Source organism: Bradyrhizobium sp. P3_C3 (assembly GCF_056402655.1).
Map to the genome: position 1 here is coordinate 16,228 of NZ_JBFUGY010000037.1, position 25,222 is coordinate 41,449.

The 25,222-nt window shown below is 65.3% G+C and carries 21 protein-coding genes; 11 read left to right on the plus strand and 10 right to left on the minus strand.

Annotated elements, in window-relative coordinates; all coding sequences use genetic code 11:
• Positions 1-30 precede the first annotated feature (30 nt).
• Positions 31-894 (minus strand): DUF3313 domain-containing protein, encoded by an 864-nt coding sequence (locus AC1DW2_RS32625; protein ID WP_166101843.1) that lies wholly within the window; start codon positions 892-894, stop codon positions 31-33.
• Between the two features lie 172 nt (positions 895-1,066).
• Here AC1DW2_RS32625 and AC1DW2_RS32630 point away from each other — a divergent pair, with 172 nt between their 5' ends.
• Positions 1,067-1,744, plus strand: a complete 678-nt coding sequence (locus AC1DW2_RS32630) for a TetR/AcrR family transcriptional regulator (RefSeq protein WP_477008008.1) — start codon at positions 1,067-1,069, stop codon at positions 1,742-1,744.
• Positions 1,745-1,753: 9 nt separating this feature from the next.
• Here AC1DW2_RS32630 and AC1DW2_RS32635 read toward each other — a convergent pair whose 3' ends face one another.
• Positions 1,754-2,233 (minus strand): MarR family winged helix-turn-helix transcriptional regulator, encoded by a 480-nt coding sequence (locus AC1DW2_RS32635; protein ID WP_014492986.1) that lies wholly within the window; start codon positions 2,231-2,233, stop codon positions 1,754-1,756.
• A gap of 104 nt (positions 2,234-2,337) precedes the next feature.
• Here AC1DW2_RS32635 and AC1DW2_RS32640 point away from each other — a divergent pair, with 104 nt between their 5' ends.
• Both AC1DW2_RS32640 and AC1DW2_RS32645 read left to right on the plus strand, forming a co-directional pair.
• On the plus strand, positions 2,338-3,546 hold the full coding sequence (locus AC1DW2_RS32640) for an ABC transporter substrate-binding protein (protein ID WP_477008009.1): 1,209 nt from the start codon (positions 2,338-2,340) through the stop codon (positions 3,544-3,546).
• Between the two features lie 16 nt (positions 3,547-3,562).
• Positions 3,563-4,741, plus strand: coding sequence for a cytochrome P450 (locus AC1DW2_RS32645; RefSeq protein ID WP_477008010.1), 1,179 nt, complete (start codon positions 3,563-3,565; stop codon positions 4,739-4,741).
• A 35-nt stretch (positions 4,742-4,776) separates the two neighbouring features.
• On the opposite strand, the gene AC1DW2_RS32650 is transcribed toward AC1DW2_RS32645, so the two are convergent.
• A complete protein-coding gene (locus tag AC1DW2_RS32650; RefSeq protein WP_166101856.1) occupies positions 4,777-5,505 on the minus strand; it encodes a hypothetical protein in 729 nt (242 codons plus the stop codon).
• A 288-nt stretch (positions 5,506-5,793) separates the two neighbouring features.
• Here AC1DW2_RS32650 and AC1DW2_RS32655 point away from each other — a divergent pair, with 288 nt between their 5' ends.
• Both AC1DW2_RS32655 and AC1DW2_RS32660 read left to right on the plus strand, forming a co-directional pair.
• The gene (locus AC1DW2_RS32655; RefSeq protein WP_028147643.1) at positions 5,794-6,717 is read left to right on the plus strand and encodes an ABC transporter ATP-binding protein; all 924 of its coding nucleotides are present in this window, start codon (positions 5,794-5,796) and stop codon (positions 6,715-6,717) included.
• Positions 6,714-7,475, plus strand: a complete 762-nt coding sequence (locus tag AC1DW2_RS32660; RefSeq protein WP_028147642.1) for an ABC transporter permease — start codon at positions 6,714-6,716, stop codon at positions 7,473-7,475. Before AC1DW2_RS32655 ends, AC1DW2_RS32660 begins: the two co-directional genes overlap by 4 nt.
• A gap of 108 nt (positions 7,476-7,583) precedes the next feature.
• On the opposite strand, the gene AC1DW2_RS32665 is transcribed toward AC1DW2_RS32660, so the two are convergent.
• Positions 7,584-7,907, minus strand: a complete 324-nt coding sequence (locus tag AC1DW2_RS32665) for a hypothetical protein (RefSeq protein WP_477008011.1) — start codon at positions 7,905-7,907, stop codon at positions 7,584-7,586.
• Between the two features lie 327 nt (positions 7,908-8,234).
• Here AC1DW2_RS32665 and AC1DW2_RS32670 point away from each other — a divergent pair, with 327 nt between their 5' ends.
• A complete protein-coding gene (locus tag AC1DW2_RS32670) occupies positions 8,235-9,014 on the plus strand; it encodes a L,D-transpeptidase (protein WP_477008012.1) in 780 nt (259 codons plus the stop codon).
• A 2-nt stretch (positions 9,015-9,016) separates the two neighbouring features.
• Here AC1DW2_RS32670 and AC1DW2_RS32675 read toward each other — a convergent pair whose 3' ends face one another.
• Positions 9,017-10,279, minus strand: a complete 1,263-nt coding sequence (locus AC1DW2_RS32675) for a hypothetical protein (protein ID WP_477008013.1) — start codon at positions 10,277-10,279, stop codon at positions 9,017-9,019.
• A gap of 143 nt (positions 10,280-10,422) precedes the next feature.
• Here AC1DW2_RS32675 and AC1DW2_RS32680 point away from each other — a divergent pair, with 143 nt between their 5' ends.
• Entirely contained in the window at positions 10,423-11,406 is a 984-nt protein-coding gene (locus tag AC1DW2_RS32680; RefSeq protein WP_477008014.1) for a glycerophosphodiester phosphodiesterase, read from the plus strand.
• Positions 11,407-11,540: 134 nt separating this feature from the next.
• On the opposite strand, the gene AC1DW2_RS32685 is transcribed toward AC1DW2_RS32680, so the two are convergent.
• A complete protein-coding gene (locus tag AC1DW2_RS32685) occupies positions 11,541-13,820 on the minus strand; it encodes a spermidine synthase (RefSeq protein WP_477008015.1) in 2,280 nt (759 codons plus the stop codon).
• Positions 13,821-13,998: 178 nt separating this feature from the next.
• On the opposite strand from AC1DW2_RS32685, the gene AC1DW2_RS32690 reads away from it, so the two are divergent.
• Positions 13,999-15,609 carry a phytoene desaturase family protein gene (locus AC1DW2_RS32690; protein ID WP_477008016.1) on the plus strand — a complete coding sequence of 537 codons (1,611 nt, stop codon included), beginning with the start codon at positions 13,999-14,001 and terminating at the stop codon, positions 15,607-15,609.
• A gap of 300 nt (positions 15,610-15,909) precedes the next feature.
• Here the strand turns inward: AC1DW2_RS32690 and AC1DW2_RS32695 are convergent, their stop codons facing one another.
• Positions 15,910-16,065 (minus strand): Flp family type IVb pilin, encoded by a 156-nt coding sequence (locus AC1DW2_RS32695; protein ID WP_094183922.1) that lies wholly within the window; start codon positions 16,063-16,065, stop codon positions 15,910-15,912.
• Positions 16,066-16,228: 163 nt separating this feature from the next.
• Here AC1DW2_RS32695 and AC1DW2_RS32700 point away from each other — a divergent pair, with 163 nt between their 5' ends.
• Positions 16,229-17,116: a 50S ribosomal protein L11 methyltransferase gene (locus tag AC1DW2_RS32700; protein ID WP_354242885.1), complete on the plus strand. Its 888-nt coding sequence runs from the start codon at positions 16,229-16,231 to the stop codon at positions 17,114-17,116.
• An 88-nt stretch (positions 17,117-17,204) separates the two neighbouring features.
• On the opposite strand, the gene AC1DW2_RS32705 is transcribed toward AC1DW2_RS32700, so the two are convergent.
• The gene (locus tag AC1DW2_RS32705) at positions 17,205-17,384 is read right to left on the minus strand and encodes a hypothetical protein (protein ID WP_028147633.1); all 180 of its coding nucleotides are present in this window, start codon (positions 17,382-17,384) and stop codon (positions 17,205-17,207) included.
• A 185-nt stretch (positions 17,385-17,569) separates the two neighbouring features.
• Between AC1DW2_RS32705 and AC1DW2_RS32710 the strand changes: the two genes are divergently transcribed.
• The gene (locus AC1DW2_RS32710; protein ID WP_477008017.1) at positions 17,570-19,399 is read left to right on the plus strand and encodes an aminopeptidase P family protein; all 1,830 of its coding nucleotides are present in this window, start codon (positions 17,570-17,572) and stop codon (positions 19,397-19,399) included.
• Between the two features lie 336 nt (positions 19,400-19,735).
• Positions 19,736-21,016, plus strand: coding sequence for a multidrug effflux MFS transporter (locus AC1DW2_RS32715; RefSeq protein WP_477008018.1), 1,281 nt, complete (start codon positions 19,736-19,738; stop codon positions 21,014-21,016).
• Positions 21,017-21,242: 226 nt separating this feature from the next.
• On the opposite strand, the gene ligA is transcribed toward AC1DW2_RS32715, so the two are convergent.
• Together ligA and recN are read right to left on the minus strand one after the other, a co-directional pair.
• Complete coding sequence (gene ligA, locus AC1DW2_RS32720; protein ID WP_477008019.1) at positions 21,243-23,396, minus strand: NAD-dependent DNA ligase LigA; 2,154 nt, start codon at positions 23,394-23,396, stop codon at positions 21,243-21,245.
• Between the two features lie 154 nt (positions 23,397-23,550).
• Positions 23,551-25,221: a DNA repair protein RecN gene (gene recN / locus AC1DW2_RS32725; RefSeq protein WP_071910406.1), complete on the minus strand. Its 1,671-nt coding sequence runs from the start codon at positions 25,219-25,221 to the stop codon at positions 23,551-23,553.
• Between the last annotated feature and the right edge of the window lies 1 nt (position 25,222).

Sequence of the window (25,222 nt, forward strand, 5' to 3'; positions counted from 1 at the left end):
AGCTCGGATGTTGCGGGGCGCGCAGCCGCATCACTGTGTCAGCGCCTGCTCTGAATTCGCTCCGGGCACAGGCGGCGGGGCCGGATTGTTGGCCGGGCTCTCCTTGGCACCGGAATCGGTCCAGGCCGGCGGCAGGCCGAGCCCCTGCCCCGCGATGCCGGTGATGCCGGGAAACCGTCCGAACGCTTCGCAGGCGACATATTTGGGCGCACCGCCAAGCCGCACGGGAATGCTGTCCATCGGCGGTAGCGCGGGGATGCCGCCGAACGGCGATTCTCCGGTCGTAACCAGTTTTGCGAAGTCCGTGCCGAAATCGGCGGCGAGATCGTAGGCATCGCCCTCATTGGCGACCCGCGGAGAGTTCGTAATCGAGTTGGCGCCGCGCGCCCAGACCATGGCCGCCTTCTGAAATCCTGCAAAATCGCGCGCTTCCGCCTCGACCGACAGGCTGCCGAGCCCGACCGGAAGCCTCGGCACCGGTACAGGCACGCCGGGCAGCGCAACGGTCTTGGCAATCGACAGGGCTTTCGATGCGCCGGAGGCGGTCGGGCTGGTCGGCGCGGCGTGCGTCACCGTCGCCTGCACCGTGAGATCGGCGTCGTCATCGGATGAGACGATACGGAAGCGCTCGCTCAAGCGGAGACACAGCTCGCGGCTGATGGCGTTCGCAACCAGGCGACGTTCCTTTTCGTTCAACACGACATCGGTGCGCGCGGGAAAGACGGTCGATGCGATCCGGATCGTCTTCGCCGCCAGGACATCCTGCTTGTTCACGCGGATTTTCGATCGCGTCACCAGCCCGTTCGCTTCCGACATCCGGTCGTAGCTCCTGAGCGAGCCGGCCTGTTCGAGCGGCGCGGTCGCACACCCTCCGAGCGCAAGCGCGGCACCCATCAGGGCCGTCCGTGGAAAGCGCATGGTCCCATTCCCGCATCGGCAGCTTATTAGAGAGATCGCTCTAATAATCACTTCTCACGCCTCGCAACATCCGTCAACATAAATAGATGGAACTCTCTAATTTTGATTTTCTCGTGGCGGACCGTCGTGCTAAACGGGGCGAGTGTGAATGGAGATGTCCGGTTTGAGGAAAGTCGACCCCGTCAAGCATGAGCAGAAACGCGGGGAAATCCTCGGCGCGGCGATCCGCTGCTTCATCAGGGACGGCTTCCGCGGCGCTAGCACGACAGATATCTGCACCGAAGCCGGCATCAGTCCGGGCCACCTCTATCACTACTTCGCGAGCAAGGAGGCGATCATCGAGGCGATGATCGACCTCGGTCTCGCGCGGTCGGCCGAAAAGTTCGAAAAAATTCTGGCCGCCCCCGACGTGATCGAGGCGCTGCTCGTCGATATCGAGGAATCCAGCCTGAGATTTCGTCCCGCCCAGATCCTCAATCTGGATGGCCTCGCGGAGGCCGCCCGCAATCCGGAATTCGCCAAGGTCATCGAACGGCACACGGCGGCCGTCCGCCGCATGTGGAGCGACTTCCTGCGCCGCGCGCAGCAGCAGGGACGGGTGGATCCTGGGTTAGATCCGGACGCGACGGCAAACATCCTGATCGCCCTCGTCGACGGATCCCGCGCCATGCCGATCCGCAATCCGAAGCTAGATATCAAGCAGAGCGTAGAGCATCTGAGAACGATGCTCGCGCGCTTCCTGAACCCGCCCGACGCACAGAGCGCTGCGATCAAGCCCCGCATTCAGAAGACCGGTCGTCCCCTGAAGCTGGTCAGGAAGCGATAGAGCCCGACCCTAGAGCGGCAGGAGCCGGTTCAGCAATTCCAGCAGCGTGCGCTGCTCGGCCGCGCTGAGCGGGGCCAGCATCTTTTCGTTATAGGGCTCTGTCAGCCTTGCCCCCTCGGCAATGAGCTTTGCGCCCTTCGGCGTCAGCATCAGCTCGACGGCGCGGCGATCCGCCTTCGAGCGGTTGCGCTTGATGAAGCCGGACGATTCGAGCTCGTTCAGGATCTTGATCAGGTTCGGCAGGCGCAGCCGAAGCAGGCTGGCGAGGCTGCTCGGCGGCACGCCGGGATTGTCACGAATGACGGCGAAGATCGCATAGGTCGCCGGCGTCAGGCCCAACGCGGCGAACTCCTCGTAAAAGCCTTCGAAAAACTTCAACTGCGCGAGGCGCAGCATGAAGCCGGGCGTCCGCCGGAGCGCGCGCAGGTCCAGCGATTTCTCCGGCTGCTGATCGGACTTCAACCCGGGTCTTACGGTTTTCGAACTCATGATCCTCAATCCGCGGCGGCCAAAGCCGAATTGACACTCTCAAGAATAGCTATAAAATATAACTATTATTTAGCGGCACCAAGACCGCACATGGGAGGGACACAATGAACAGCAAATTCCTGTACAAATTGTGCATTTTGGCCTCGATGCTGCTTGCCGCACCGGGCTTTGCCCAGGATGCCGTGAAGATCGGCATCCTGAACGACCAATCCGGTCCGTTCGCGAGCTATCAGGGGATCGGCTCGGTCGTCGCCGCAAAAATGGCGGTCGAGGATTATGGCGGCAAGGCCGGCGGCAAGCCTGTCGAGGTCGTCGCGGCAGATCACCAGAACAAGACCGACATCGGGATCGGCATCGCCCGGCGCTGGTACGAGAACGACGGCGTCGATGCGATCTTCGACATCCCCAACTCGTCGATCGCGCTCGCTGTCGCCGGGATGAGCGCCGAGAAGAACAAGGTCTTCGTCGGATCGGGCGCTGGAACGGTGCTGCTCACCGGCGAAAAATGCACGCCCAACACCGTGCACTGGACCTACGACACCTATGCCTACGGGCGCGGCCTCGGCAAGGCGATCGTGCAGCAGGGCGGCAAGAAATGGTTCTTCATCACCGCCGACTACGCGTTCGGTCACGATCTGGAGAAGCAGGCCGCGGAGGCCGTGAAAGCGTCCGGCGGCGAGGTGCTCGACAGCGTGCGGCATCCGCTGGGAACGGCCGACTACGCCTCCTTCCTGCTCCAGGCCCAGGCTTCGGGTGCGAACGTCGTCGGCTTCGCCAATGCCGGCGACGATACCATCACCTCGATGAAGCAGGCCGCCGAGTTCGGGCTGACCAAGGACCACAAGCTGGTCGGATTGATCCTGGGGATGAACGGCCTACCCTCACTCGGACTGAAGTTTGCGCAGGGCGCGCAGATCATGAACCCGTTCTACTGGGATCTGAACGACGGCACGCGGGCTTTCGCCAAACGCTTCGCCGAGCGCATCCCGTCGAAGGCTTATCCCAACGACATGCAGGCCGGCGTCTATGCCTCGGTCATTCACTACCTCAAGGCGGTCGACAAAGTCGGCGGCGCCAAGGACGGCAAGGCCGTCGTCGCCGCGATGAAGGAGATGCCGACCGACGATCCGCTGTTCGGCAAGGGCTACATCCGCAAGGACGGACGCAAGATCCACCCGCTCTATTTGCTCCAGGTCAAGGCGCCCGAGGAGTCGAATTCGGCCTGGGACCTGCTGAAGGTCGTCGCCACGATCAAGGGCGAGGACGCATTCCGCGCGGAGAGCGAAGGCAAGTGTCCGCTGACCACGCAATAACGGCCGGGAGCTGACCATGAGCGGCATTGCATCCAGTCCGATCGACCCGTTCGCGCCTGACTTCCTGATGGACCCCTATCCCGCCTATGAAGCGCTGCGCGCGCTCGGGCCTGCGTTCGCGCTCGAGCGTTACGACGTGTGGGCCATGGCAGGCTATGCCGAAGTCGAGGCGGCGCTGAAAGACTGGAAGACCTTCATCAGCGGCGAGGGTGTCGGCCTCAACGGGATGAATCCTGCGCTGCCAAAGCCGCTGACGCTGCAGATCGACCCGCCCGATCACGACAAGGGCCGGCGGGTTCTCGGCCGCACGCTGTCTCCGGGCGTCGCAAGGAAGCTGCGCGAGACGTTTCAGCAGGAGGCGGAGAAGAAGGTCTCGGAGCTGATCGACAGAGGCACGTTCGATGCCGTGACCGATCTTGCGGAAGCCTATCCCATGAAAGTGTTTCCGGATGCGATCGGCATCCGGCCGGACGGCCGCGAGAAGCTGCTGGCCTGGAGCACCTTCGTGTTCGACAGCTTTGGCCCGGAGAACGAAACGCTGGCCGCATCGCGCAAGGCGGGCCTCGCCGCACAGAGCTGGATCATGGAATGCTGCGCCCGGGACGCGTTGCAGCCCGACGGGCTCGGCATGATGATCTACCAGGCCGCAGACGACGGCGAGATCACCGAGCACGAAGCAACGCATCTGGTGCGGCCGTTCCTCACGGCCGGGATCGACACCACCGTCAATGGCATCGGCAACACCCTGCTGGCACTCGCCACGCACCCGGATGAATATCGCAAGCTGCACCACAAGCCGGAGCTGGCGCGCAACGCCTTCGAGGAAGGCCTGCGCTACGACTCACCGGTGCAGACGTTCTTTCGCACCACCTCGCGCGAGGTCGAGACGAGTGGCGGCGTGATCCCCGCGCACCGCAAGGTGCTGCTGTTCATGGCCTCCGCCAACCGCGATCCGGCGCGGTGGGACAAACCCGACCGCTTCGATGTCGAACGGAGCGCGACCGGGCATGTCGGCTTCGGCGCCGGCATTCACGCCTGCGTCGGCCAGATGATCGCGCGTCTGGAAGGCGAATTGATCTTCGGCGAGCTCGCAAGGCGCGTGAAGACCATCGAGCTCACGGCGGAGCCGAAACGCAGGCTCAACAATTCCCTGCGCGGGCTGGAGAGCATGCCGGTCCGCGTGACCGCCGCTTAGGCGGCATCACGCGGTGCTGCGGGCGCGACGCGCGCTCAGTTCCTGGCCGGAGCCGTCGCCGCCGCCGAGCGCGCCTGCCGCGGGGCCCTGGGTGCGCCGGGTTCGGCGACCGGACCTGCCGGGGCGCGCGAGCGCAAGATGGCGGCGTCGATCTCGCCGATGACGCGGCGCTGGATCGCCTCGTTCTTGTCGATCGAGATGTGGCCGACGCCGGTGCCGCGGACGTCGACATTGTCGAGCTTGCCGCGGAGGCCAGCCGCGGCGCGCACCGGCTCACCGGGACCATCGCCGATATAGATGTTGATGTAGCGCTCGGCGCCGGTCGACAGCCTGGTCTTGAAGACGGAATCGAGGCCGATCGCGAGCTTCACGGGCACGCCGAGCTGGTTGAGCTTGGCGATCATGTCCGGCAGCGCGGTCGCGCCGGACGAATGGCCGACCAGGACAATGGTCTTGACGCGACCGGCCCTGTAGTTGGCCGCGGCCTCATCAGCGAGCGAGGACCAGGACACGAAGTTCGCGACGGTCACCTGGACGCCCTGCGCCTGGAGGCGGGAGCCGATCGTATCGAGCCCGAGCGAGAAGATGTTGAGCACGCCGCGGAGCAGGTAGACATGGGTGGTCGCGGCCGCGGACTGGCTCGGCGCCGCCCTGGCGGTGGTCGGGCTAATGGCAACAGCTGACAGCAGGAGCAGGCAGATCGCCCACACACGGAGGGCGGGCAACTGGCTGGCGCCGGCGGTGTGACGGCCGTTCGGTCTCATCTCGATGTTTTCCCTGGGGACGATAGGCTTTGCGATTGGCCGGAATCGTAGCCACGGCCTGCTCGCAGACGCAACAAAGAGGCGCGTGAGCGGCAATCTTAGCCACAAGCCGTGACCCTCGCGCAACACTTGTCCGGAACCTGCCACCGAAGGGCCTGTTTTGAGACCATTTTTCTCCAGCCAATTGCGGCCGGGCAAGTGCATTCCTATTTCAGGGCTCCGCTGACCTCCTCCCGGACGGTTCCAGCCTCCCCTCCCCAGTCCTTACCTTTCAGCCCTGCGGCCATCATGTCCTCCATCATTTCCGTCGCCAATTTGTCGAAGACCTATGGGTCCGGCTTCAAGGCGCTCAAGAACGTCAATCTCGACATCAAGCGCGGCGAGATTTTCGCGCTGCTCGGCCCCAACGGCGCCGGCAAGACCACGCTGATCTCGATCATCTGCGGCATCGCCAACCCGAGCGAAGGCACGGTCCTCGTCGGCGGCGAGAACATCCAGACCTCGTACCGCAAGGCCCGCTCGCTGATCGGCCTCGTGCCCCAGGAATTGCACACCGACGCCTTCGAGAGCGTGTGGGCGACGGTGAGCTTCTCCCGCGGCCTGTTCGGCAAGCCGAAGAACCCTGCGCACATCGAGAAGGTCCTCAAGGACCTCTCGCTCTGGGACAAGAAGGACAACAAGATCATCACGCTCTCCGGCGGCATGAAGCGCCGCGTGATGATCGCGAAGGCGCTGTCGCACGAGCCGCAGATCCTGTTCCTGGACGAGCCGACCGCCGGCGTCGACGTCGAGCTGCGCAAGGGCATGTGGGAGGTGGTGCGCACCCTGCAGCAATCCGGCGTCACCATCATCCTGACCACGCACTACATCGAGGAAGCCGAGGAGATGGCCGACCGCATCGGCGTCATCAACAAGGGCGAGATCGTGCTGGTCGAGGACAAGGCGACGTTGATGGAGAAGCTCGGCAAGAAGCGGTTGACGCTGCATCTGCAGGGCAAGGTCACGACGCTGCCGGACAGCCTCAGCCATTACGAGCTCGACGTCTGCGACGGCGGCGCGACGCTCGTCTACGACTACGACACCAAGGGCGAGCGCACCGGCATCACCAGCCTGCTCAGCGACCTCCGCAACGCCGGCATCCGCTTCAACGATCTCGACACGACGCAATCGTCGCTCGAGGACATCTTCGTCGACCTCGTGAGGACGTCATGAACCATCGCGCCATCCGCGCCATCTATCTGTTCGAAATGGCGCGCACCTGGCGTACGCTGCTGCAAAGCATCGTCTCGCCTGTCGTCTCGACCTCGCTTTATTTCGTGGTGTTCGGCGCCGCGATCGGCTCGCGCATCAGCCAGGTCGAAGGCGTCAGCTACGGCACCTTCATCGTGCCGGGGCTGATCATGCTCTCGGTGCTGACACAGAGCATCGCCAACGCTTCGTTCGGCATCTACTTCCCGAAATTCACCGGCACGATCTACGAAATCCTGTCGGCGCCAATTTCCTATGGCGAGATCGTGCTCGGCTATGTCGGCGCCGCCGCGACGAAGTCGATCATTCTCGGCCTGATCATTCTCGCCACCGCCGGCCTGTTCGTGCCGCTGCACATCCATCATCCGGTCTGGATGCTGACCTTCCTGGTGCTGACGGCGGTGACGTTCAGCCTGTTCGGCTTCATCATCGGCATCTGGGCCGACGGCTTCGAAAAGCTCCAGATGATCCCGATGCTGGTGGTGACGCCGCTGACCTTCCTCGGCGGCAGCTTCTATTCCATCGACATGCTGCCGGCAGGCTGGCGCACGGTCGCGCTGCTGAACCCGGTGGTCTATCTGATCTCGGGCTTCCGCTGGAGCTTCTACGAGATCGCGGATGTCAGCGTGTCCGTCAGCATCTGCATGACGACGGCGTTCCTGGTGATCTGCCTCGCCGTGATCTGGTGGATTTTCCGCACCGGCTACCGGCTGAAGAATTGACCGCAGATCCGTAGCCCGGATGGAGCGCAGCGAAATCCGGGACAAGCGTCACCTCACGCACCAGCGGCCCCGGATTGCGCTTCGCTCCATCCGGGCTACGGCGCTACCTCACCTGTAGCAGTGGAAGCGATGGTAGCCGTCATAGTAGCCGCGGCAGCGGTAATGGCGGTGATGCGGAATGCCGAACACGCCCTCCACCGCACCCACGGCCCCGCCAACACCGGCGCCGACCGCGCCGCCAACGACGCCACCGACAGGCCCGGCGATCCGGTTGCCTTCATAGGAGCCTTCCTGGGCGCCGCGCACGATACCCTGGGCGTGGCCGGCTTGCGGCAGCGACAACAGCGCGAGCAGGATGGCGGTGGCTGCGAACAGCAGGCGGACGGGCAAACCGGCCGGCAATTGCACGGCGGCGATACGGGCTTTGTTCATCTTCGGTCCCAAGGGAATTAAAGGGGAAAGGGCAGCGGAAGCCGCCCGTCGAGGGCAGCCACGATCAACGCCTGAAGCGGCCGAATGGTTGCGGCTTTGTGACGAATTGTCGGCGTTGTGACTGCTCGGCACGCTCGCGAAAATGTCAGCGCCGCCGCCAGCCACGCGGCACAAAGCAGCCTTGCTTACGCCCGGCATCGCGTTAACGATGGACGGGCAGCCCGCTGGAACGAAAGCCGGATTGCAGGCATATTGCACGCCGGGGGACGGAGAGCCGCGGCGCCTAGCGTGAACAGGCCGGAGGCCAGAACTCAAATGCGTTTCCAGATGCGTTCCTTTTTCATCGCTTTTTCCTCATTGATGTTTTTGAGCGCGGGCGCCGCCCAGGCCAAGGTCGAGATCACCGTCGACAAGGACAATCAGCAAATGACCGTCGCCGTCGACGGCGTCGCGCGCTATCGCTGGCCGGTGTCAACAGGCATCCCCTCGCGCGAAACGCCGGGCGGCGCCTTCCGCGCCTTCCGCATGGAAGAGGATCACTACTCCAAGGAATTCGACGACGCGCCGATGCCGCACGCGATCTTCTTCACCAAGGTCGGGCACGCGATTCACGGCACCGACTCGGTCGGCCGCCTCGGCTCGCCGGCGTCGCACGGCTGCGTGCGACTGTCGCGTCAGAATGCCTCGACGCTCTATGCGCTGGTGCAGCAGCAGGGCGTCCTCAACACCACGGTGACGCTGACCGGCTCGGCCCAGGTGGCTCTGGCCCGCAACCCGCGCGGCCGCAACCCCACTGCAGTGGCCCGCGCGCCGCAGCCGGCCGAAGAGCAGTACGCCACCTCAGGCGATCCCGTGAATCTCGCACCGCCGGCGCAGCCCGCCCGCCGCTACATGCCGCAGGACGACAATTACATCTACCCGGCTGACGGCAGCGACACCGGCACGCGCTATCCCGCGCCGCGCTCGGCCAGCCGCCCGCTCTATGACGCACAGGTCTATCAGCAGCAGCAGCCGCAGCAGTACTACAATCAAGGCTACGGCCAGCAGGGCTACTATCAGCCACAGCCCCGGCAATACTATCAGCCGCGCGGTTACTATCAGAACTGACGCTACCGGAACGCGGCGTTGCCGCGTTCGACGATCTTTCGCGCAGCATCGACGAAGGCGCGCGCGACCGGCTCGAGGATCTCGGGCCCGGTCGCGGCGAGATCATCCGACGGCGTATGAAACGTCCGATGGCGCCCGGCCATGCCGAGGAAATTGGCGTAGCCCGCCGCATGCACGTCGCGCAGCTCACCGACCGCCTGCTTCTCCGTCACCAGACGCTTGGCCTCGACATTCGCAAAAGCCTCGTCGGTCAGTGCGACGGCGGATTTGCTCAGCACGAGATAACGCTCTTGCTCGGGCCGATCGGTGCGGGCGCCTTCCGCGAAGGCATAGCAGGCGTTCGACGAACCGAAATGAATCCACGCCAGCGTGTCCTTCGGCGCCGGCGCTCCGTGCTTCAAAAACAGCTCCATGCCGCCATGGCCGATCTCGTGGCCGGCGGTGGCGATGAAAACAAGATGCGCCGGCCATTTCTCGGCGGCGACGGTGCGCGCCAGTGCGAGAAAGTTGGCGATGCCGGGGCCGCGCTCGCAGACGCACGAGTACCAGCCGGTCATCGGCGTGGAGACGACGATGACCGGCCCACGGCCGGCCCCGATCTCGGCGATGACGTTGCGGCCGACAACATCGCGCTCGTAATGGCCCTTGACGTCGAAGATGACAGGCGCGCCTGAGGCGAGCGCGCGCTCGAACGCCGCTCGCGACGCCGCGCCGACCACGATCACCGGCACCGGCCAGGGCGCATCCTCCTGCGTGACGTTATAGGCGAAGCGGTCGTCGGCGGGATTGCCGATCATCAGCAGGATGGCCGCCGGCTTCCTTGCCGCGGCTTCCGCGATCGCCGCACGATGGGTCGGCCCCAGATAGGCGCCGCGATCGAACGGCAGATCAAGCAGAAGGATCTTGCCGGTGACATCGCCATCGCGCGCGAGCGGCGCGGCGAGATGGAAGCTGGCCTTGTCCTCCGGCGGCCACCAGAAAGGCGTCGCCTCGACAGAGATGCCGGCGGCTTCGGCGCTGGCCCGCTCGACGACATATTGCCGCCCGAGCACGACGGGCTGGAAGCTGATTTCGAAACCCGCCTGCTTCATCTCGCCGGCGATCCAGTCGGCCGTCGCGCGATCGCCCGCAGAGCCGAAGCGGTGCAGACCGAAGGATGCATAGCGTGCCACATCTTCATAGAGGCTCGCACCCGAAAGCACATCCTTGGCCATCGCTTGTCCGACCATGAAAACCGCCATCGTTGCGATGAAGACAAGCCGCATATGAATGGCTCCCTGAACCGTTGCTTTTTTTGAGAGCTAGTTTCCGCCTTCCCCGGCCGCCGTCAAGCACCTGTCGACCACGAAGCTGGACGAACCGGGCGAAGATTTCATAAGCTCCTCCTTTCACTTGGGCTGCGAACTCGATGCCGTCACGTGCCGCGACAATCCTGACCGTGTTCTCGGTTCTCACTGCGGGACAAGCCATGGCCTTTGATCTCGAAGCGCATCGCGGCGGGCGCGCGCTGTTGCCGGAAAACACCCTGCCGGCCTTCGCCAACGCGCTGTCGATGGGCGTGGACACGCTGGAGCTCGACGCCGGCGTGACCGCGGATGGCGAGGTCGTCGTGTCGCATGAACGCGGGCTCAATCCCGACCTCGCGCGCGATGCAGGCGGCGCCTACGTCGCCGCGCCGGGCACACCGTTCGTGAAGCTGCGGCTCGAAGAGGTCAGGACCTATGACGTCGGCCAGATCCGCCCCGACAGTTCCTACGCGAAGCAATTCCCCGACCAGCGCGCCGTGCCGGGGACACGCATTCCCACCCTGGGCGAACTGTTCGCGCTGGTGCGCAAGGCCGGCAACACGCGCGTACGTTTCAATATCGAGACCAAGATCGATCCAAACCATCCGGACGAGTCGCTCGATCCGCGAGGCTTTGTCGCAAAGCTGCTCCAGCTGATCGAGGCCGAAGGATTTTCCGATCGCGTCATGATCCAGTCGTTCGACTGGCGGACCCTGCTGCTCGTCCAGCAACAGGCGCCCACGATTCCGACGGTCTACCTGACGCTCCAGCGCGGCTCGGGCCAGACGGTGGCGTTGGACAAGGCGACGAACTGGACGGCGGGTTTCAGCCCGGCCGATCACGGCGGCTCGCTGCCGCGGACGATCAAGGCTGCGGGCGGCGCGGTCTGGTCGCCCTATTTCGGCGATGTGACCGAAGCGGTCGTCTCGGAGGCACACACGCTCGGACTGCGCATCGTGGTCTGGACCGTCAACAAGCGTGAGGACATGGCGCGCATGATCGAGCTCGGCGTCGACGGCATCATCTCGGACAGGCCAGACCTGCTGCGGCAAGTCGCGGGTGAGAAGGGAATTGCATTGCCGGCGGGAACGCCGGTGGCGCCGTGAAGTCTATCCGCCGTCATGGCCGGGCTTGTCCCGGCCATCCACGTGTTGCGGCATCGTCGGAAGAACGTGGATGCCCGGGACAAGCCCGGGCATGACGACCTCTCGTAAATCTGCGTGCCGTACCTTTGGCGTCCCTACTCCCCATCCCGCAGACGCCGGTACAGCGCGCCCAGAATATTGGAATAGTCGTCGGTCCAGACCCGCACCCGGTCGTCGGCTTCGGTCTGCTCCCATGACTTGGAGGAGGCGAGCCGGCCGACGTCGGCCTCCTCGCGCGCGGAGATGACGACGTCGGTCGAGAAGATGTAGTCCCCGTCGCGTCCGGAATCCTCGTTGAAGACCCAGCTCTTCAGATCGTTGGCATCGGCGATGCCGACCACGACGGTCTCGAGATCGAGGTGCCGGTTGGAGACGTGCATCACCACGGCGCCGTGCGGCGTCAGCTTGTCCTTGTAGATACCCATCGCCTCTTCGGTGGCGAGATGAATCGGGATCGCATCCGACGAATAGGCGTCGACAATGATCAGGTCATAAACGCCGTCGGGCTCTTTCGCGAAGGTGAGGCGAGCATCGCCGATCACCGGCTTCAGGCCCGGCATGCAGCTCGATATGTAGCGAAAGTTCTTCGGATCGCTCGCCGCGTCGACCATGGACTGGTCGATCTCGAAGAAGGTCCAGCTTTCGCCGGGCTCGGCGGCGCAGGCGAGCGTGCCCGATCCGACGCCGATTGCGGCGACCTTCAGCGGCGCGCCCTTGCGCTCGCGGATCGCGGTGATCGCCTGACCAATGCCGCCGTCCTTGTGGTAGTAGGTGATCGGCTCGGGCCGGCCGACGACCGGCGTACCGTCATTGTTGCGGAAGCGCTCGGCGCCGTGGATCGTGGTGCCGTGCATCAGCACGTGGAAGTAGCCCCCGGGCGTCACCACGATCTTGTGCACGCCGAAGAAGCTGCGCACCGTCGTGACGCGGCCTTCGTCCGCCGGATAGACGCGGATCAACGCCAGCGCGAGCGCGGCGGTGGCGAAGATCTTCCAGCGGCTGGCGTTGAGCGCGAGCGCCAGAAGTGCTGCGAGCACGCCGACGGCCCCCGCGACCCAGACGCGATGATCCTCGAACCAGGTCGAGAGATCGCCGGTCATGTAAGACGGCGCGACCAGCGCCACCGCGAGCACGGCGAGTGCCGGCCAGTACCATCTGACGATGCCCGCCAGCCGCTCGTTCGCCGGCGGCCGGCACAGCGCGGCGAGCGCGACCAGGATCGGGTATTCGGCGATCCAGGAGAAGGTGAATGGAGCAACGAGGCCGGCGAAGAGGCCGCCGACCATGCCGCCGAACGATAGCGCGACATAGAAACCCGTGAGATGTTTGGCGGCCGGGCGTGTCCGCGCCAGCTCGCCATGGCAGGCCATGGCGATGACGAAGAAGCACAATTGGTGGCCGCCGAGGGTCAGCAGCAGATTTTGTTCGCCGCCGAACGCCAGCAGGACGATGACGCCCGCGATCGCGACCGGCTGGAGCATCAGCATCCATTTGTGCGGCAGCAGCGGCCGCGACTGGAACACCACCACCCAGGTGAGCAGATACAGCGACAGCGGCAGCACCCAGAGCAACGGCGCCGCCGCGACGTCGGTCGAGATGTGCGCCGTGACGGCGATCAGCAGGCCGGACGGCACCGCGGCGAGGAAGATCCAGCGCAGCCGCGTCACCAGGCCCGGCGCGGGCGCATTGACGTCCTCGGTTCTTGCGTCGACCACGGCCAGCTTCGGCGAACGCAGCAGCAGCACGCCGCAGGCGGCGATCAGGAGGATCAGGAGGCCATAGCCAAGGGTCCAGAACCGGTTCTGCGTGTGCAGCGTGAAAATCGGCTCCAGCAGGAACGGATAGGACAACAGCGCGAGGAAGCTGCCGATGTTGGAGGATGCATAGAGGAAATAGGGATCGTGTCCGGCAGGATGGCCGGTGCGGACGAACCAGGCCTGCAGCAGCGGATTGTTGGCGGCGAGCGCGAAGAACGGCAGGCCGATCGAGACCACGAACAGGCCGAGCAGCCAGAACGCATAGCCCGACGCCGGTGGCTCGCCATAGGCGGTGGCGATGCCGAGCGGCAGCGTGGCGAAGGCCAGCGCCAGCAACACGAGATGCACCACCACGGGAACGATCCGGCTCCTGATCTGCATCAAGAGATGCGCATAGGCATAGCCCGCCAGCAGCAGCGACTGGAAGAACACCATCGCCACCGACCACACTGCCGGCGAGCCGCCGAGCCGCGGCAGCACCATCTTGGCGAACAGCGGCTGCACCGAGAACAGCAAGAGCGCACTGACGAAGATCGCGGCAGTATAGACCGTCAGCAGCAGCCGGTTGCGCGACGAGGAGGGCTGCTCCATGGCGGCGGGTTGCACGATCGAATCCATGGAAGCTCCGGCTTAAACCCCGGCGGGCGCCGGACGCGCGCAATGGAGCACAAGGCGCATGAACGGGCAATAAAGGGTCTCGTGATGTTGCAGCGACGATTGCTTGATATACAGATGTCATTCCGGGTCTGGTCTTTCGGACCATCCCGGAAAGACCGCGGAACATTTTGAATCCTTCATGAGCGAAACCGACGTCATCATCATCGGCGCTGGCCATAACGGCCTCACCTGCGCGGCCTATCTCGCGATGGCGGGCCTGCGCGTGCGCGTCGTCGAGCGCCGCAAGGTGGTCGGCGGGGCCGCGGTCACGGAGGAGTTTCACCCCGGATTCCGCAACTCGGTCGCGGCCTACACGGTGAGCCTGCTCAATCCGCAGGTGATCCGCGACTTGGGGCTCACTGAACAGGGCCTGCGGATCGTCGAGCGGCGCGCCCAGAATTTCCTGCCCGCGCCCGACGGCAGCTATCTGCTCACCGGCGAGGGGCGGACGAAGGAATCCGTCGCGCGGCTGAGCACGCACGACGCAAGCGCGCTGGACGGGTTCTCGCGCGAGCTGGAAGACATCGCCGACGTGCTGCGGCAATTCGTGCTGCGTGCGCCGCCGAACCTGCTTGACGATTTTGGCACGAACGCGATCCGCGAAGCGGTGAACGCGTTGCAGAGCGCCAACATCCTGCGTGGGTTGACGCTGGAGCAAAGCCGCAGCCTGCTCGATCTCTTCACCCGCTCGGCCGGCGAGATGCTGGACGAGCGCTTCGAGCACGATCTGGTCAAGGCGCTGTTCGGCTTCGATGCCATCGTCGGCAATTATGCCAGTCCGTACGCGGCGGGCTCGGCCTATGTGATGCTGCACCACGCCTTCGGCGAGGTGAATGGCAAGAAGGGCGTCTGGGGCCACGCCATCGGCGGCATGGGGGCGATCACGCAGGCGATGGCGCGCGTCGCGCAGGGCCGCGGCGTCACGATCGACACGGATGCGGGTGTGCGCGAGATCATCGTCGAGCGCGACCGCGCCGTCGGCGTGGTGCTGGAGAACGGCACGTCCATCCGCGCAAAATATGTCGCGGCCAACGTCAATCCAAAGCTGCTCTATACGCGGCTGATCGCGGCCGACGCCCTGCCCCCGGACTTCCTCGCGCGCATCCGGCACTGGAAGAACGGCTCCGGCACCTTCCGCATGAATGTGGCGCTGGACCGCCTGCCCTCCTTCACCGCGCTCCCGGGCGACGGCGATCACCTCACCTCCGGCATCATCCTGGCGCCAAGCCTCGGCTACATGGACCGCGCCTATCTCGACGCGCGCGCGCTAGGCTGGAGCCGGGAGCCTGTCGTCGAAATGCTGATCCCCTCCACGCTCGACGACACGCTCGCACCGGCGGGCAAACACGTCGCGAGCCTGTTCTGCCAACACGTCGCGCCCGAACTGCCCGACGGAAAGTCCTGGGACGACCATCGCGAGGAGGTCGCCGATCTCATGATCGCGACGGTGGACAAATACGCACCTGGCTTTGCGGCAAGCGTGCTTGGCCGCCAGATCCTCTCCCCGCTCGACCTCGAACGGCAATTCGGCCTGTTGGGAGGCGACATCTTCCACGGCGCGCTGACGCTGAACCAGCTGTTCTCGGCGCGGCCGATGCTGGGCCATGCCGACTATCGCGGGCCCCTGAAGGGCCTCTATCATTGCGGTTCCGGCGCCCACCCCGGCGGCGGCGTCACCGGTGCGCCCGGCCACAACGCCGCGCAGGCGATCTTGAGGGATCACCGCTCGCTGTTCGGAAGCCGTGGATAGGTCTGTGGAAAGAGCTGTGGACAGGCTGTTGGCAAGGCTGTTGGCAAGGCTGTGAGAAAGCAGTGGGTCGCCTGCGCGCGGCAGGCCCGGCGCGCCCAGTACAAGGCGGTGGAAAAGCTGGGGATGAGTGGCGGGATAAACCCGTGGACAACTTTGGGGAAACGAGTGGAGGGCCTGTGGGGCATTCCGGGCCGCCCCCCAAAATGACCTCGCCCGCCGGGGGCAATTCCCCGTGCGGGCGATCGTCAGGTAACAGCCTCTAAAGAAAAACAGCCCCCGCCAGGAAATGGGAGGCGGAAATTACTTCAAGGAACTGCTAATCGAACCGAACTTGTCGTTCAAGCTGGTGCCCAGGCTGTTCACCACGGTGATGATCGCCAGCGCGATGCCCGCTGCGATCAGGCCGTATTCGATCGCGGTTGCACCGGATTCGTCCGACCAGAACTTCAAAACCATGCTCTTCAAGACTCGCCTCCGTTTCAATTCCAAGGTGCGTTGGCTGGATCCAACACCCGGAAATCTACGGGATACAACCTGCAGTCAGGTTAAATCGAAACCTGCAAGTTATGCGGAAAATTGGGAACAAAAGTTCCAAAAATTGAACTGACGGAACCCTAGAATGCAGCTTTCTCCCACTCATCGCGCCTGCTTTTCGATCGGCACCGAGGCCGCGGCCAAGCGCGTCGTCGACGTGCTCACGGAGGTCTTTTTCGACGGCGACGCGGCGGTCGCCGCCTTCGAGCGGCCGGACGGACAGTGGGACGTCACGCTCCATTTCGCCGATGCGCCCGATCAGGCATGGCTGCGGGAACTCATTGTAACTTCGGCAGGAAACGAGATCGCCGAAACGCTCATCTTCGACATTGTCGAGGCCAAGGATTGGGTCAAGGCGAGCCTCGAAGATCTCGTCCCGGTGCCGGCCGGGCGCTTCGTCGTGCACGGCAGCCACGACCGCGACCGCGTCGCGCCGAACAAGCTTGCCATCGAGATCGAGGCAGCGCTCGCCTTCGGCACCGGCCACCACGGCACCACACGCGGCTGTTTACTGTTGCTTGACCACGTCCTGAAGAGTTCCCGGCCGAGGAGCCTGCTCGACCTCGGCACCGGCACCGGCGTGCTGGGCATCGCCGCAGCGAAGGCGCTGCATCGCGCGGTGCTCGCCTCCGACATCGACCCGCCGTCGGTGCGGGTGGCGGCAGAGAACGCGACACTGAACCACGTCGGCAACCAGGTGCGGGTGATCCGCGCCACCGGATTTGCCGCACCGGACTTTGCCAGATGCGGCCCGTTCGACCTGGTCCTGGCCAACATCCTTGCCAACCCGTTAAGGCAATTGGCCGGCCCGATGGCGCGGCACCTCGCGCCCGGCGCGCGCGTCATCCTCTCCGGCCTCTTGACCCACCAGGCCCCCGCCGTGATCGCCGCCTACCGCGCACGCGGCCTCGTGCCGGTGCGGCACCTGCGGATCGAGGGGTGGAGCAGTTTGTTGCTGCGGAAGATGGGGTAAGGCAGCGTAGGCGCCGTAGGGTGGCAAAGCGGCTTGCCCGCCATAGCTCGAAGAGCGACGGCGGAAGCGTGCCCCCTACGACACCGCCCTACTCCGCCGGCTTCTCATCCCGACGTGTCGCGCGCTTACCCTGCAAGGCACGCCTGGCGCGGCGCTCGGCGAAACGGTCGATCATCTGGCTGATGAGGCCGCGCGGCTTCTTCGGTGTCGTTGCGGCCGGGGCGCGGTGGGCCGGCGGCGAAATCTTCTCAAACATGAACGCTGGCATCGTGTGTCCCCTCGCCGTTGAGATGAACCACCCGCTCGAATTTCCCTGTTATCCGGACGAAGCGCAACTGCTGCATCCTCTACTCCACTCAATTCGAATGGACCATTTTCAAGCACGGTCCGTGCCAGATGCGACCCCAAATGCGTCTACATTGCGGACTGATCCTCATGATCCTAAACTGAGCCATGTTCGAAGCACACTTCCAGACATTCGAGGAGCCCGAGGCCGGCGTCGCATTGACGGCGCGCCTGGCCGCGCTCCGTGAAGAACTCGCCCGCCGCAAGCTGACCGGCTTCGTCGTTCCGCGCGCCGATCAGCAGCAGAACGAATATGTGCCCCCCTCGGAAGAGCGGCTAGCCTGGCTGACCGGCTTTACCGGTTCCGCAGGATTGGCGGTGGTGCTGACGCATGAGGCTGCAATCTTCGTCGACGGCCGCTACACGATCCAGGCGGCCAAGCAGGTCGACGCAAAGGCCTGGGCGGTGGAATCGCTGATCGATCCGCCGCCGGAGAGCTGGGTATCGACGCACCTGAAGGCCGGCGACCGCCTCGGATTTGATCCGTGGCTGCACACTTCTTCGGCAGCCGAGCGCCTCGCCGCCTCCTGCGCCAAGGCCGGCGCCGAGCTGGTCGCCGTCGACAGCAACCCGGTCGACGCGATCTGGCAGGACCGGCCGCAGCCGCCGCTGGCCCCGGTCGCCGTGCACAGCCTGCAAAATGCCGGGGTCGCCGAGGCCGAGAAGATCACGCAAATCAAAAGCGAGATCGCCAAGCTCGGCGTCGACGCGCTGGTGCTCTCCGACAGCCACGCCGTGGCCTGGACCTTCAACATCCGCGGCGCTGACGTCGCCCATACGCCGTTGCCGCTGTCCTACGCGCTGGTGCCGAAGGACGGCCGGCCGACCGTGTTCATCGACCACCGAAAACTCTCCAATTTGACCCGCGACCATCTCGAACAGTCCGCCGACGTGCGCGAGCCCGATGCGATGGCGCCGACGCTGATGGCGCTGGCCAAGAGCGGCGCCGCGATCGCGCTCGACAATGCCACCGCGGCCGACGCGCTCAGCCGGCTGATCGCAAGCGCCGGCGGCAAGCCGGTGCGCGGCAGCGATCCGATTGCACTGCTCAAGGCCGTCAAGAACGCGACCGAGATCAAGGGCACACGGACGGCGCACCGCCGCGATGCCGTGGCGCTGGCGCGCTTCCTCGCCTTCGTCGATCGCGAGGCATCAAGCGGCAAGCTGACCGAGATCGACGCGGTCGAGGCGCTCGAGACGTTCCGCCGCGACACCGGCGCGCTGAAGGACGTCTCGTTCCCGACCATATCGGGCACCGGCCCGAACGGCGCCATCGTGCACTACCGCGTCACCCGCAAGAGCAACCGGCGCATCGCACCGGGCGACCTGCTGCTGATCGATTCCGGTGCGCAATATGAAGACGGCACCACCGACGTCACCCGCACGATGGCCGTGGGCGAGCCGACCGGCGAGATGCGCGACCGCTTCACCCGGGTGCTGCGCGGCCACATCGCGATCGCGCGCGCGGTGTTTCCCGACGGCACCACCGGCGCGCAGCTCGACACGCTGGCGCGGCAATATCTCTGGGCCGCCGGCGTCGATTTCGAGCACGGCACCGGCCACGGCGTCGGCAGCTATCTCAGTGTGCACGAAGGTCCGGCGCGGATCTCGAAGCTCGGCACGACGCCGCTGAAGCGCGGCATGATCCTCTCCAACGAGCCCGGCTATTACAAGACCGACGGCTTCGGCATCCGCATCGAGAACCTCGAGCTGGTGGTCGCCACCGACATCGAGGGCGCGGAAAAACCGATGAATGCGTTCGAGACGCTGACCCTCGCACCGATCGACCGCCGGCTGATTGATGTCGCGATGCTGAACAAGGACGAGCTCGACTGGCTCAACGCCTACCACGCGCGCGTGAGGGCCGAGGTGCGCCCGGCGCTGGACGAAGCGACGAAGGCCTGGCTCGATCAGGCGACGGCCGAGCTGAAGGCGTAAGCTCGCGCCGGAGATGCATGGCGCTACGCGATTTGCGCAACGCTCTCACCTCACACTCGCTGTCATGCCCCGCGAAGGCGGGGCATCCAGTACGCCGCAGCCTCTCGATTCAATCACTACGGCCTCTGGAATACTGGATTCCCCGCCTTCGCGGGGAATGACACCGAAGATGTGGCACGACCGCACAACATCTCAGCACACGCACCCCGTAGGATAACGGTCTCCACACGCTGTTATCACAACCGTCCCGAAATCCGAATAGCCGCATTCCGAAACGCCGATATCCGTCTTGCGCGAGCACGCTACAGTCGATTCGACTTCGAAAGACGGACGACTATGCACGGCATGATCAGCAGGCCGCCAGACGCGGCGACGAAAAACATCGCGACCTCGCGCGTGGTGTTGCTGCTGCTAGTCGTCATGACCGGGATCGCGCCGATCTCGCTCTACATCCTGGTTCCGGCGCTGCCCGTGCTGGCGACGACGTTCGGCCGCGACATCTCAATCGCGCAGATGACGGTGTCGCTGTACATGGTCGGCATCGCACTGTCGCAGCTCATCATGGGACCGCTGTCGGACAGGTTCGGCCGGCGTCCGGTGCTGCTTGGCGGCCTCGCGCTGATGGTCGCGGCGAGCATCGCCTGCATCTTAGCCGAAACCCTGCCGCAACTGATCGCAGCGCGCTTCTTCCAGGCGCTCGGCGGCGCCTCCGGCATGGTGGTGAGCCGCGCCATCATCCGCGATATCTACGAGCGCGACCGCGTCGCCTCCATGATCAGCCTCGTGATCGCAGCGCTGATGATCGGCCAGATGGTCTCACCGCTCACCGGCGGCCTGATCGAGACCGCATTCGGCTGGCGGGCGATCTTCTACGCCGTCACGATCGGCGCGATCGCGGTCGCAATCGGCATCGCGATCGCGCTGCCCGAGACCCGCCGCGATCGCGCGGTCGGCAGCGGCGGCTTTCGCAGCGACGTCGGCACCCTGATCAAGAGCCGCGCCTTCATCGGCTATGTGATGTGCCAGGTGCTGGCGTCCCAGATTATCTTCACCTTCGCCGGCGGCGGCCCCTACATCGTGGTGACGCAGATGGGCCGGACCAGCGCCGAATACGGCGCCTGGTTCGCGACAACAGGCTTTGCGTATCTCGTCGGCAATCTGCTCTGCGTGCGCTTCGCGCCGCGACACTCGCTGGAAAAGCTGATCTGGTTCGGGCTCGGCCTGCAACTCTGCGGCAGCCTGTTGAACCTGCTCTGGAGTTTTGCGGGCTGGAACGAAGCACCCGCATGGCTGTTCGGCACGCAGATGATCGTGATGGTCGGCAATGCCTTCGTGATGGCGAACTCCGCCGCCGGCGCCATCAGCATCCGCCCTGAAGCCGCCGGCACCGCGTCGGGCGCGATGGGCTTCCTCCAGCAGGGCATCGGCGCGCTGATGTCGCAATTCGGCGCCTATCTCGGCGGCCATTCCGTAACGACGCTGCCGCTGACCTCGGCAGTGCTGGCGATCTCGCTGCTCTGCGCCTGCATGATGATCTTCATCGTTCCTCGCCGCGAGGTGGTGGTGAGCGAGGAGTTGATCGAGCAGGCGGAAGAGGAAGAGAGCGGGATGATGTGAGGGGGCGATTGGCCTCGCACCAACCTCGGTGTCATTCCCCGCGACCCGGCTACGCCAAGGCTTCGCCGGGGCTGAGGTCCAGGGCCGCCGAAGCTTTAGCGCAGGCGGCAAGCGGGGAATCCAGTACGCCGCGGCCCATCGGTTCTATCACAGCCGTCTCGGAGTACTGGATCGCCCGGTCAAGCCGGGCGACGACAGCGGAGTGAGTGGCGCGAGCGCGCTCCGCTCACTCCCCGATCAGCGTCAGCCACTCGTCCTCGGTTAACACCTTGACGCCGTGCTTGTTGGCTTCCGCGAGCTTGGAGCCCGCGCCCGGGCCGGCGACGACGAGGTCGGTCTTCTTCGACACAGAACCCGACACCTTCGCCCCGAGACGCTCCGCGGTGGCTTTGGCCTCGTCGCGCGTCATCTTCTCCAACGATCCCGTGAACACCACCGTCTTGCCGGCGACGGCGGAATTGCTCTTCGGCTTCTCGGCGTCGATGATCTCGACTTCCTTGGTGAGGCGCTCGACGATGCCGCGATTGTGGCTCTCGCCGAAATAGTCGGCGATGCTCTTGATCACGGTGTCGCCGATCTGGTCCAGCGCGTCCATCTCGGCCATCGCCTCCTCGTCACCCTTGGCGACCTTGAGACAGGCATCGTGGAAGGCGTCCCACGAGCCATAGCCGCGTGCGAGCGCCAGCGCCGTGGTCTCGCCGACATGACGCATCCCGAGCGCAAAGACGAAGCGCTCCAGCGCGATTCTGCGCCGGCTCTCGATGGCGCCGAACAGGTTGCGCACCGAGGTCGCGCCGTAGCCCTCGATCTCCTCGAGCTTCAGCTTCGCATTGCGCTTCTCCAGCGTGAAGATGTCGGCGGGCTCCTTCACCCATCCCTCGTCGAAGAAATACTGGAGCTGCTTCTCGCCAAGACCGTCGATGTCGAAGGCGCGCCGCGACACGAACAGCTTGAGGTGCTCGATCTTCTGATAGGGACAGGCGAACTCGCCGGTGCAACGGGCGCGCGAGCCCTCTTCGCCGGCCGCCGTTTCCTCGCGCGCGACGTCGGTATGCAGCGGGCACGGGCACTTCGTCGGGAAATGGAATTCCTTGGCGGTCTTCGGCCGCTTGTCGAGGACGACGTCGACCACCTGCGGGATGACGTCGCCGGCACGCTGGATCACGACGGTGTCGCCGATCCTGATGTCGCGCCCCTCGCGCAGCACCTCACCCTTGTTGCCGATGCCCTTGATGTAGTCCTCGTTGTGCAGGGTGACATTCTGCACGATCACGCCGCCGACGCCGACCGGTTCGAGCTTGCCGACCGGCGTGAACGAGCCGGTGCGGCCGACCTGGATCTCGATGTCGCGCAGCACCGTCACGGCGCGCTCGGCCGGGAATTTGTGCGCAATGCCCCAACGCGGCGTGCGTGAGACGAAGCCGAGCCGTTCCTGCCAGTCGATGCGGTCGACCTTGTAGACGACGCCGTCGATGTCGTAATCGAGTTTTGCGCGCTGCTCCTCGATCGACTGATGGAACGCGAGCAGCTCCTCGACGGAATGACAGAGCCTGGTCAACGGATTGGTCTTGAAGCCGCAGCGCTCGAACCAGCCGATCATGCCGCTCTGCGTACCCTCCGGCATCGCGCTCATCTCGCCCCAGGCATAGGCGAAGAAGCCCAGGGGACGCGAGGCGGTGATGGTCGGGTCCTTCTGCCGGAGCGAGCCTGCGGCCGAATTGCGCGGATTGGCGAAGATGGTGCTGCCTTCCGCCTTCTGCCGCTCGTTGAGCGCGAGGAACGCCTTCTTGGTCATGTAGACCTCGCCGCGCACCTCGCAGATGTCAGGGACGTTGCGGCCTTTCAGCTTCTGCGGCACATCTTCGAGCGTGCGGATGTTGGCGGTGACGTCCTCGCCTTCAGCGCCATCACCGCGGGTCGCCGCGGTGACGAGCTCGCCGCCCTCGTAGCGCAGCGACATCGAGAGGCCGTCGATCTTCGGCTCCGCCGAGAAATCGACCTTGTCGTCGTCGAGCTTCAGGAAGCGCACGATGCGGCCGACGAAGTCGCGGACGTCCTCTTCGGCAAACGCGTTGTCGAGCGACAGCATCGGAACGGAATGCCGGACTTTCCTGAAGCGCCCCGACGGCGCCGCGCCGACTTTCTGGGACGGCGACTCCGCGCTGACGAAATCCGGAAAGCGCTTTTCGATCGCGTTGAAGCGCTGGCGCAACGCGTCGTATTCGGCGTCGGTCACGGTGGGCGCGTCCTCTTGATAGTAGCGCCTGTCGTGCTCTTCGAGTTCGAGTGCGAGCCGCATGTGCTCGACCTTGGCCTGCGCCTTGGTGAGGTCGGCGACGTCACGAAGCGGCCTTGCTTTGGATTTTGCTGCTCTTGCCATGGTGCTTGGATACGACGGAGCGGGCGGGAGGGTAAAGGCGGTTGGTCTCGTGCCCCGGACGCTGCGCAGCGCGGAGCCGTGCGCTGCAGAGCCGGGGCCTGTGTGGCAGCATTCCGTGTCCCGGCTCGCGCTACGCGCATCCGGGACACAAAGTCTAACTCGCCGCCTTGAGCAGCCGATCGGCGGCCGCCCTCGCCTCGGCCGTGATCTCGGCGCCGGCGAGCATGCGGGCGATCTCCTCGCGGCGGTGGTCAGCGGCCAGCGCATTGACGCGGGTGGCGACGCGCTTGCCCTTGTCCAGCGCATCCTTGGAGATCAGCAGATGCTGGCCGGCACGGGCGGCGACCTGCGGAGCGTGGGTCACGGCCATCACCTGCACCTTGCCGGCAAGCCGCGCGAGCCGCCCACCGATGGCGTCCGCGACCGCACCGCCGACCCCGGTGTCGATTTCGTCGAACACCAGCGTCGGCGCCGAGCCGCGGTCGGACAGCACGACCTTGAGCGCCAGCAGGAAGCGCGAGAGCTCGCCGCCGGAAGCGACCTTCATCATCGGACCCGGCTTGGTGCCGGGATTGGTCTGCACCCAGAACTCGACGCGGTCGAAACCCTGCGGGCCCGGCGCGGCCTCATCGGTCTCGACCTGCGTCATGAACTTGGCGCGTTCGAGCTTGAGCGGCGCGAGCTCGGCGTTGACCGCCTTGTTGAGCTTGTCCGCCGACTTCTGCCGCGCCATCGACAGTTTCTTGGCGGCAGCGGCATAGCGCGCGTCAGCCTCGATCGCCGCCTGCTCCAGCTTCTTCAACCGCGAAGCACCGGCATCGATCAGGACGACGTCGGCAGCGTATTTGGCGGCAAGCGCGGCGAGGCCATCGACCGGCGTCGAATATTTACGCGAGGCGGCGCGCAGCGCGAACAGCCGCTCCTCGATGCGCTCGAGCTCGCCCGGATCGAAATCGGTCGCGGCGAGCGCGGCCAGGAGATGCTGGTCGGCTTCCTCCAGCGCGTTGATCGCGACGTCGATCGCCTTCACGGCGGGCTCGACCAGCGCCGGCGAGTTGACACCGCGCCGCTCCAGCCGGCGCACCGCGGCCGACAGCGAGGCGACCGGCGAATGATTGCCGCCGACGGCTTCCTGCGCTTCGCGCAAATCGGAGGCGATCTTCTCGCCCTGCATCATGGTGGTGCGGCGACCGGCGAGCGAGGTCTCCTCGCCTTCCTTGGGCGCGAGCTGCTTCAGCTCGTCGGAGGCGTGGCGCAGATAATCGGCCTCGCGCGCGGCGCGCTCCATGCCGGCGCGATGCTCCTCCAACGCGGTGTTCGCGGTGCGGCGCGCGTCCCAGAGCGCCTCCACGGCCGCGACGTCCTTTTCGAGCCCGGCAAAGGCGTCGAGCAGGCGGCGGTGGGTGGCGGCATCGACCAGCGCGCGCTCGTCATGCTGGCCGTGGATCTCGACCAGGGCGCCACCGACCGCCTTCAGCGTCTGCACGCTGATCGACTGGTCGTTGATGAAGGCGCGGGTGCGGCCGTCGGCGAGTTGCACCCGGCGGAGAATCATCTCGCCGGTATCATCCAGGCCGTTCTCGGCCAGAATCTTCGTCGCGGGGTGATTTTTGGGGATATCGAAGACGGCGGTGACCTGCCCCTGCTCCGCGCCATGGCGCACGAGCCCGGCGTCGCCGCGGCCGCCGAGCGCCAGTGCAAAGGCATCGAGCAGGATGGATTTGCCCGCACCGGTCTCACCGGTCAAAACCGCAAGTCCGGTGGCGAATTCGATATCGAGCCGCTCGATCAGGACGATGTCACGGATCGACAGACGCGCCAGCATG

Bases quoted from the DNA above. Each gene is read 5' to 3' on its own strand.
- AC1DW2_RS32625 (WP_166101843.1), bottom strand. From the start codon at position 894: ATGGGTGCCGCGCTTGCGCTCGGAGGGTGTGCGACCGCGCCGCTCGAA.
- AC1DW2_RS32630 (WP_477008008.1), top strand. From the start codon at position 1,067: ATGGAGATGTCCGGTTTGAGGAAAGTCGACCCCGTCAAGCATGAGCAG.
- AC1DW2_RS32635 (WP_014492986.1), bottom strand. From the start codon at position 2,233: ATGAGTTCGAAAACCGTAAGACCCGGGTTGAAGTCCGATCAGCAGCCG.
- AC1DW2_RS32640 (WP_477008009.1), top strand. From the start codon at position 2,338: ATGAACAGCAAATTCCTGTACAAATTGTGCATTTTGGCCTCGATGCTG.
- AC1DW2_RS32645 (WP_477008010.1), top strand. From the start codon at position 3,563: ATGAGCGGCATTGCATCCAGTCCGATCGACCCGTTCGCGCCTGACTTC.
- AC1DW2_RS32650 (WP_166101856.1), bottom strand. From the start codon at position 5,505: ATGAGACCGAACGGCCGTCACACCGCCGGCGCCAGCCAGTTGCCCGCC.
- AC1DW2_RS32655 (WP_028147643.1), top strand. From the start codon at position 5,794: ATGTCCTCCATCATTTCCGTCGCCAATTTGTCGAAGACCTATGGGTCC.
- AC1DW2_RS32660 (WP_028147642.1), top strand. From the start codon at position 6,714: ATGAACCATCGCGCCATCCGCGCCATCTATCTGTTCGAAATGGCGCGC.
- AC1DW2_RS32665 (WP_477008011.1), bottom strand. From the start codon at position 7,907: ATGAACAAAGCCCGTATCGCCGCCGTGCAATTGCCGGCCGGTTTGCCC.
- AC1DW2_RS32670 (WP_477008012.1), top strand. From the start codon at position 8,235: ATGCGTTCCTTTTTCATCGCTTTTTCCTCATTGATGTTTTTGAGCGCG.
- AC1DW2_RS32675 (WP_477008013.1), bottom strand. From the start codon at position 10,279: ATGCGGCTTGTCTTCATCGCAACGATGGCGGTTTTCATGGTCGGACAA.
- AC1DW2_RS32680 (WP_477008014.1), top strand. From the start codon at position 10,423: ATGCCGTCACGTGCCGCGACAATCCTGACCGTGTTCTCGGTTCTCACT.
- AC1DW2_RS32685 (WP_477008015.1), bottom strand. From the start codon at position 13,820: ATGGATTCGATCGTGCAACCCGCCGCCATGGAGCAGCCCTCCTCGTCG.
- AC1DW2_RS32690 (WP_477008016.1), top strand. From the start codon at position 13,999: ATGAGCGAAACCGACGTCATCATCATCGGCGCTGGCCATAACGGCCTC.
- AC1DW2_RS32695 (WP_094183922.1), bottom strand. From the start codon at position 16,065: ATGGTTTTGAAGTTCTGGTCGGACGAATCCGGTGCAACCGCGATCGAA.
- AC1DW2_RS32700 (WP_354242885.1), top strand. From the start codon at position 16,229: ATGCAGCTTTCTCCCACTCATCGCGCCTGCTTTTCGATCGGCACCGAG.
- AC1DW2_RS32705 (WP_028147633.1), bottom strand. From the start codon at position 17,384: ATGCCAGCGTTCATGTTTGAGAAGATTTCGCCGCCGGCCCACCGCGCC.
- AC1DW2_RS32710 (WP_477008017.1), top strand. From the start codon at position 17,570: ATGTTCGAAGCACACTTCCAGACATTCGAGGAGCCCGAGGCCGGCGTC.
- AC1DW2_RS32715 (WP_477008018.1), top strand. From the start codon at position 19,736: ATGCACGGCATGATCAGCAGGCCGCCAGACGCGGCGACGAAAAACATC.
- ligA (WP_477008019.1), bottom strand. From the start codon at position 23,396: ATGGCAAGAGCAGCAAAATCCAAAGCAAGGCCGCTTCGTGACGTCGCC.
- recN (WP_071910406.1), bottom strand. From the start codon at position 25,221: ATGCTGGCGCGTCTGTCGATCCGTGACATCGTCCTGATCGAGCGGCTC.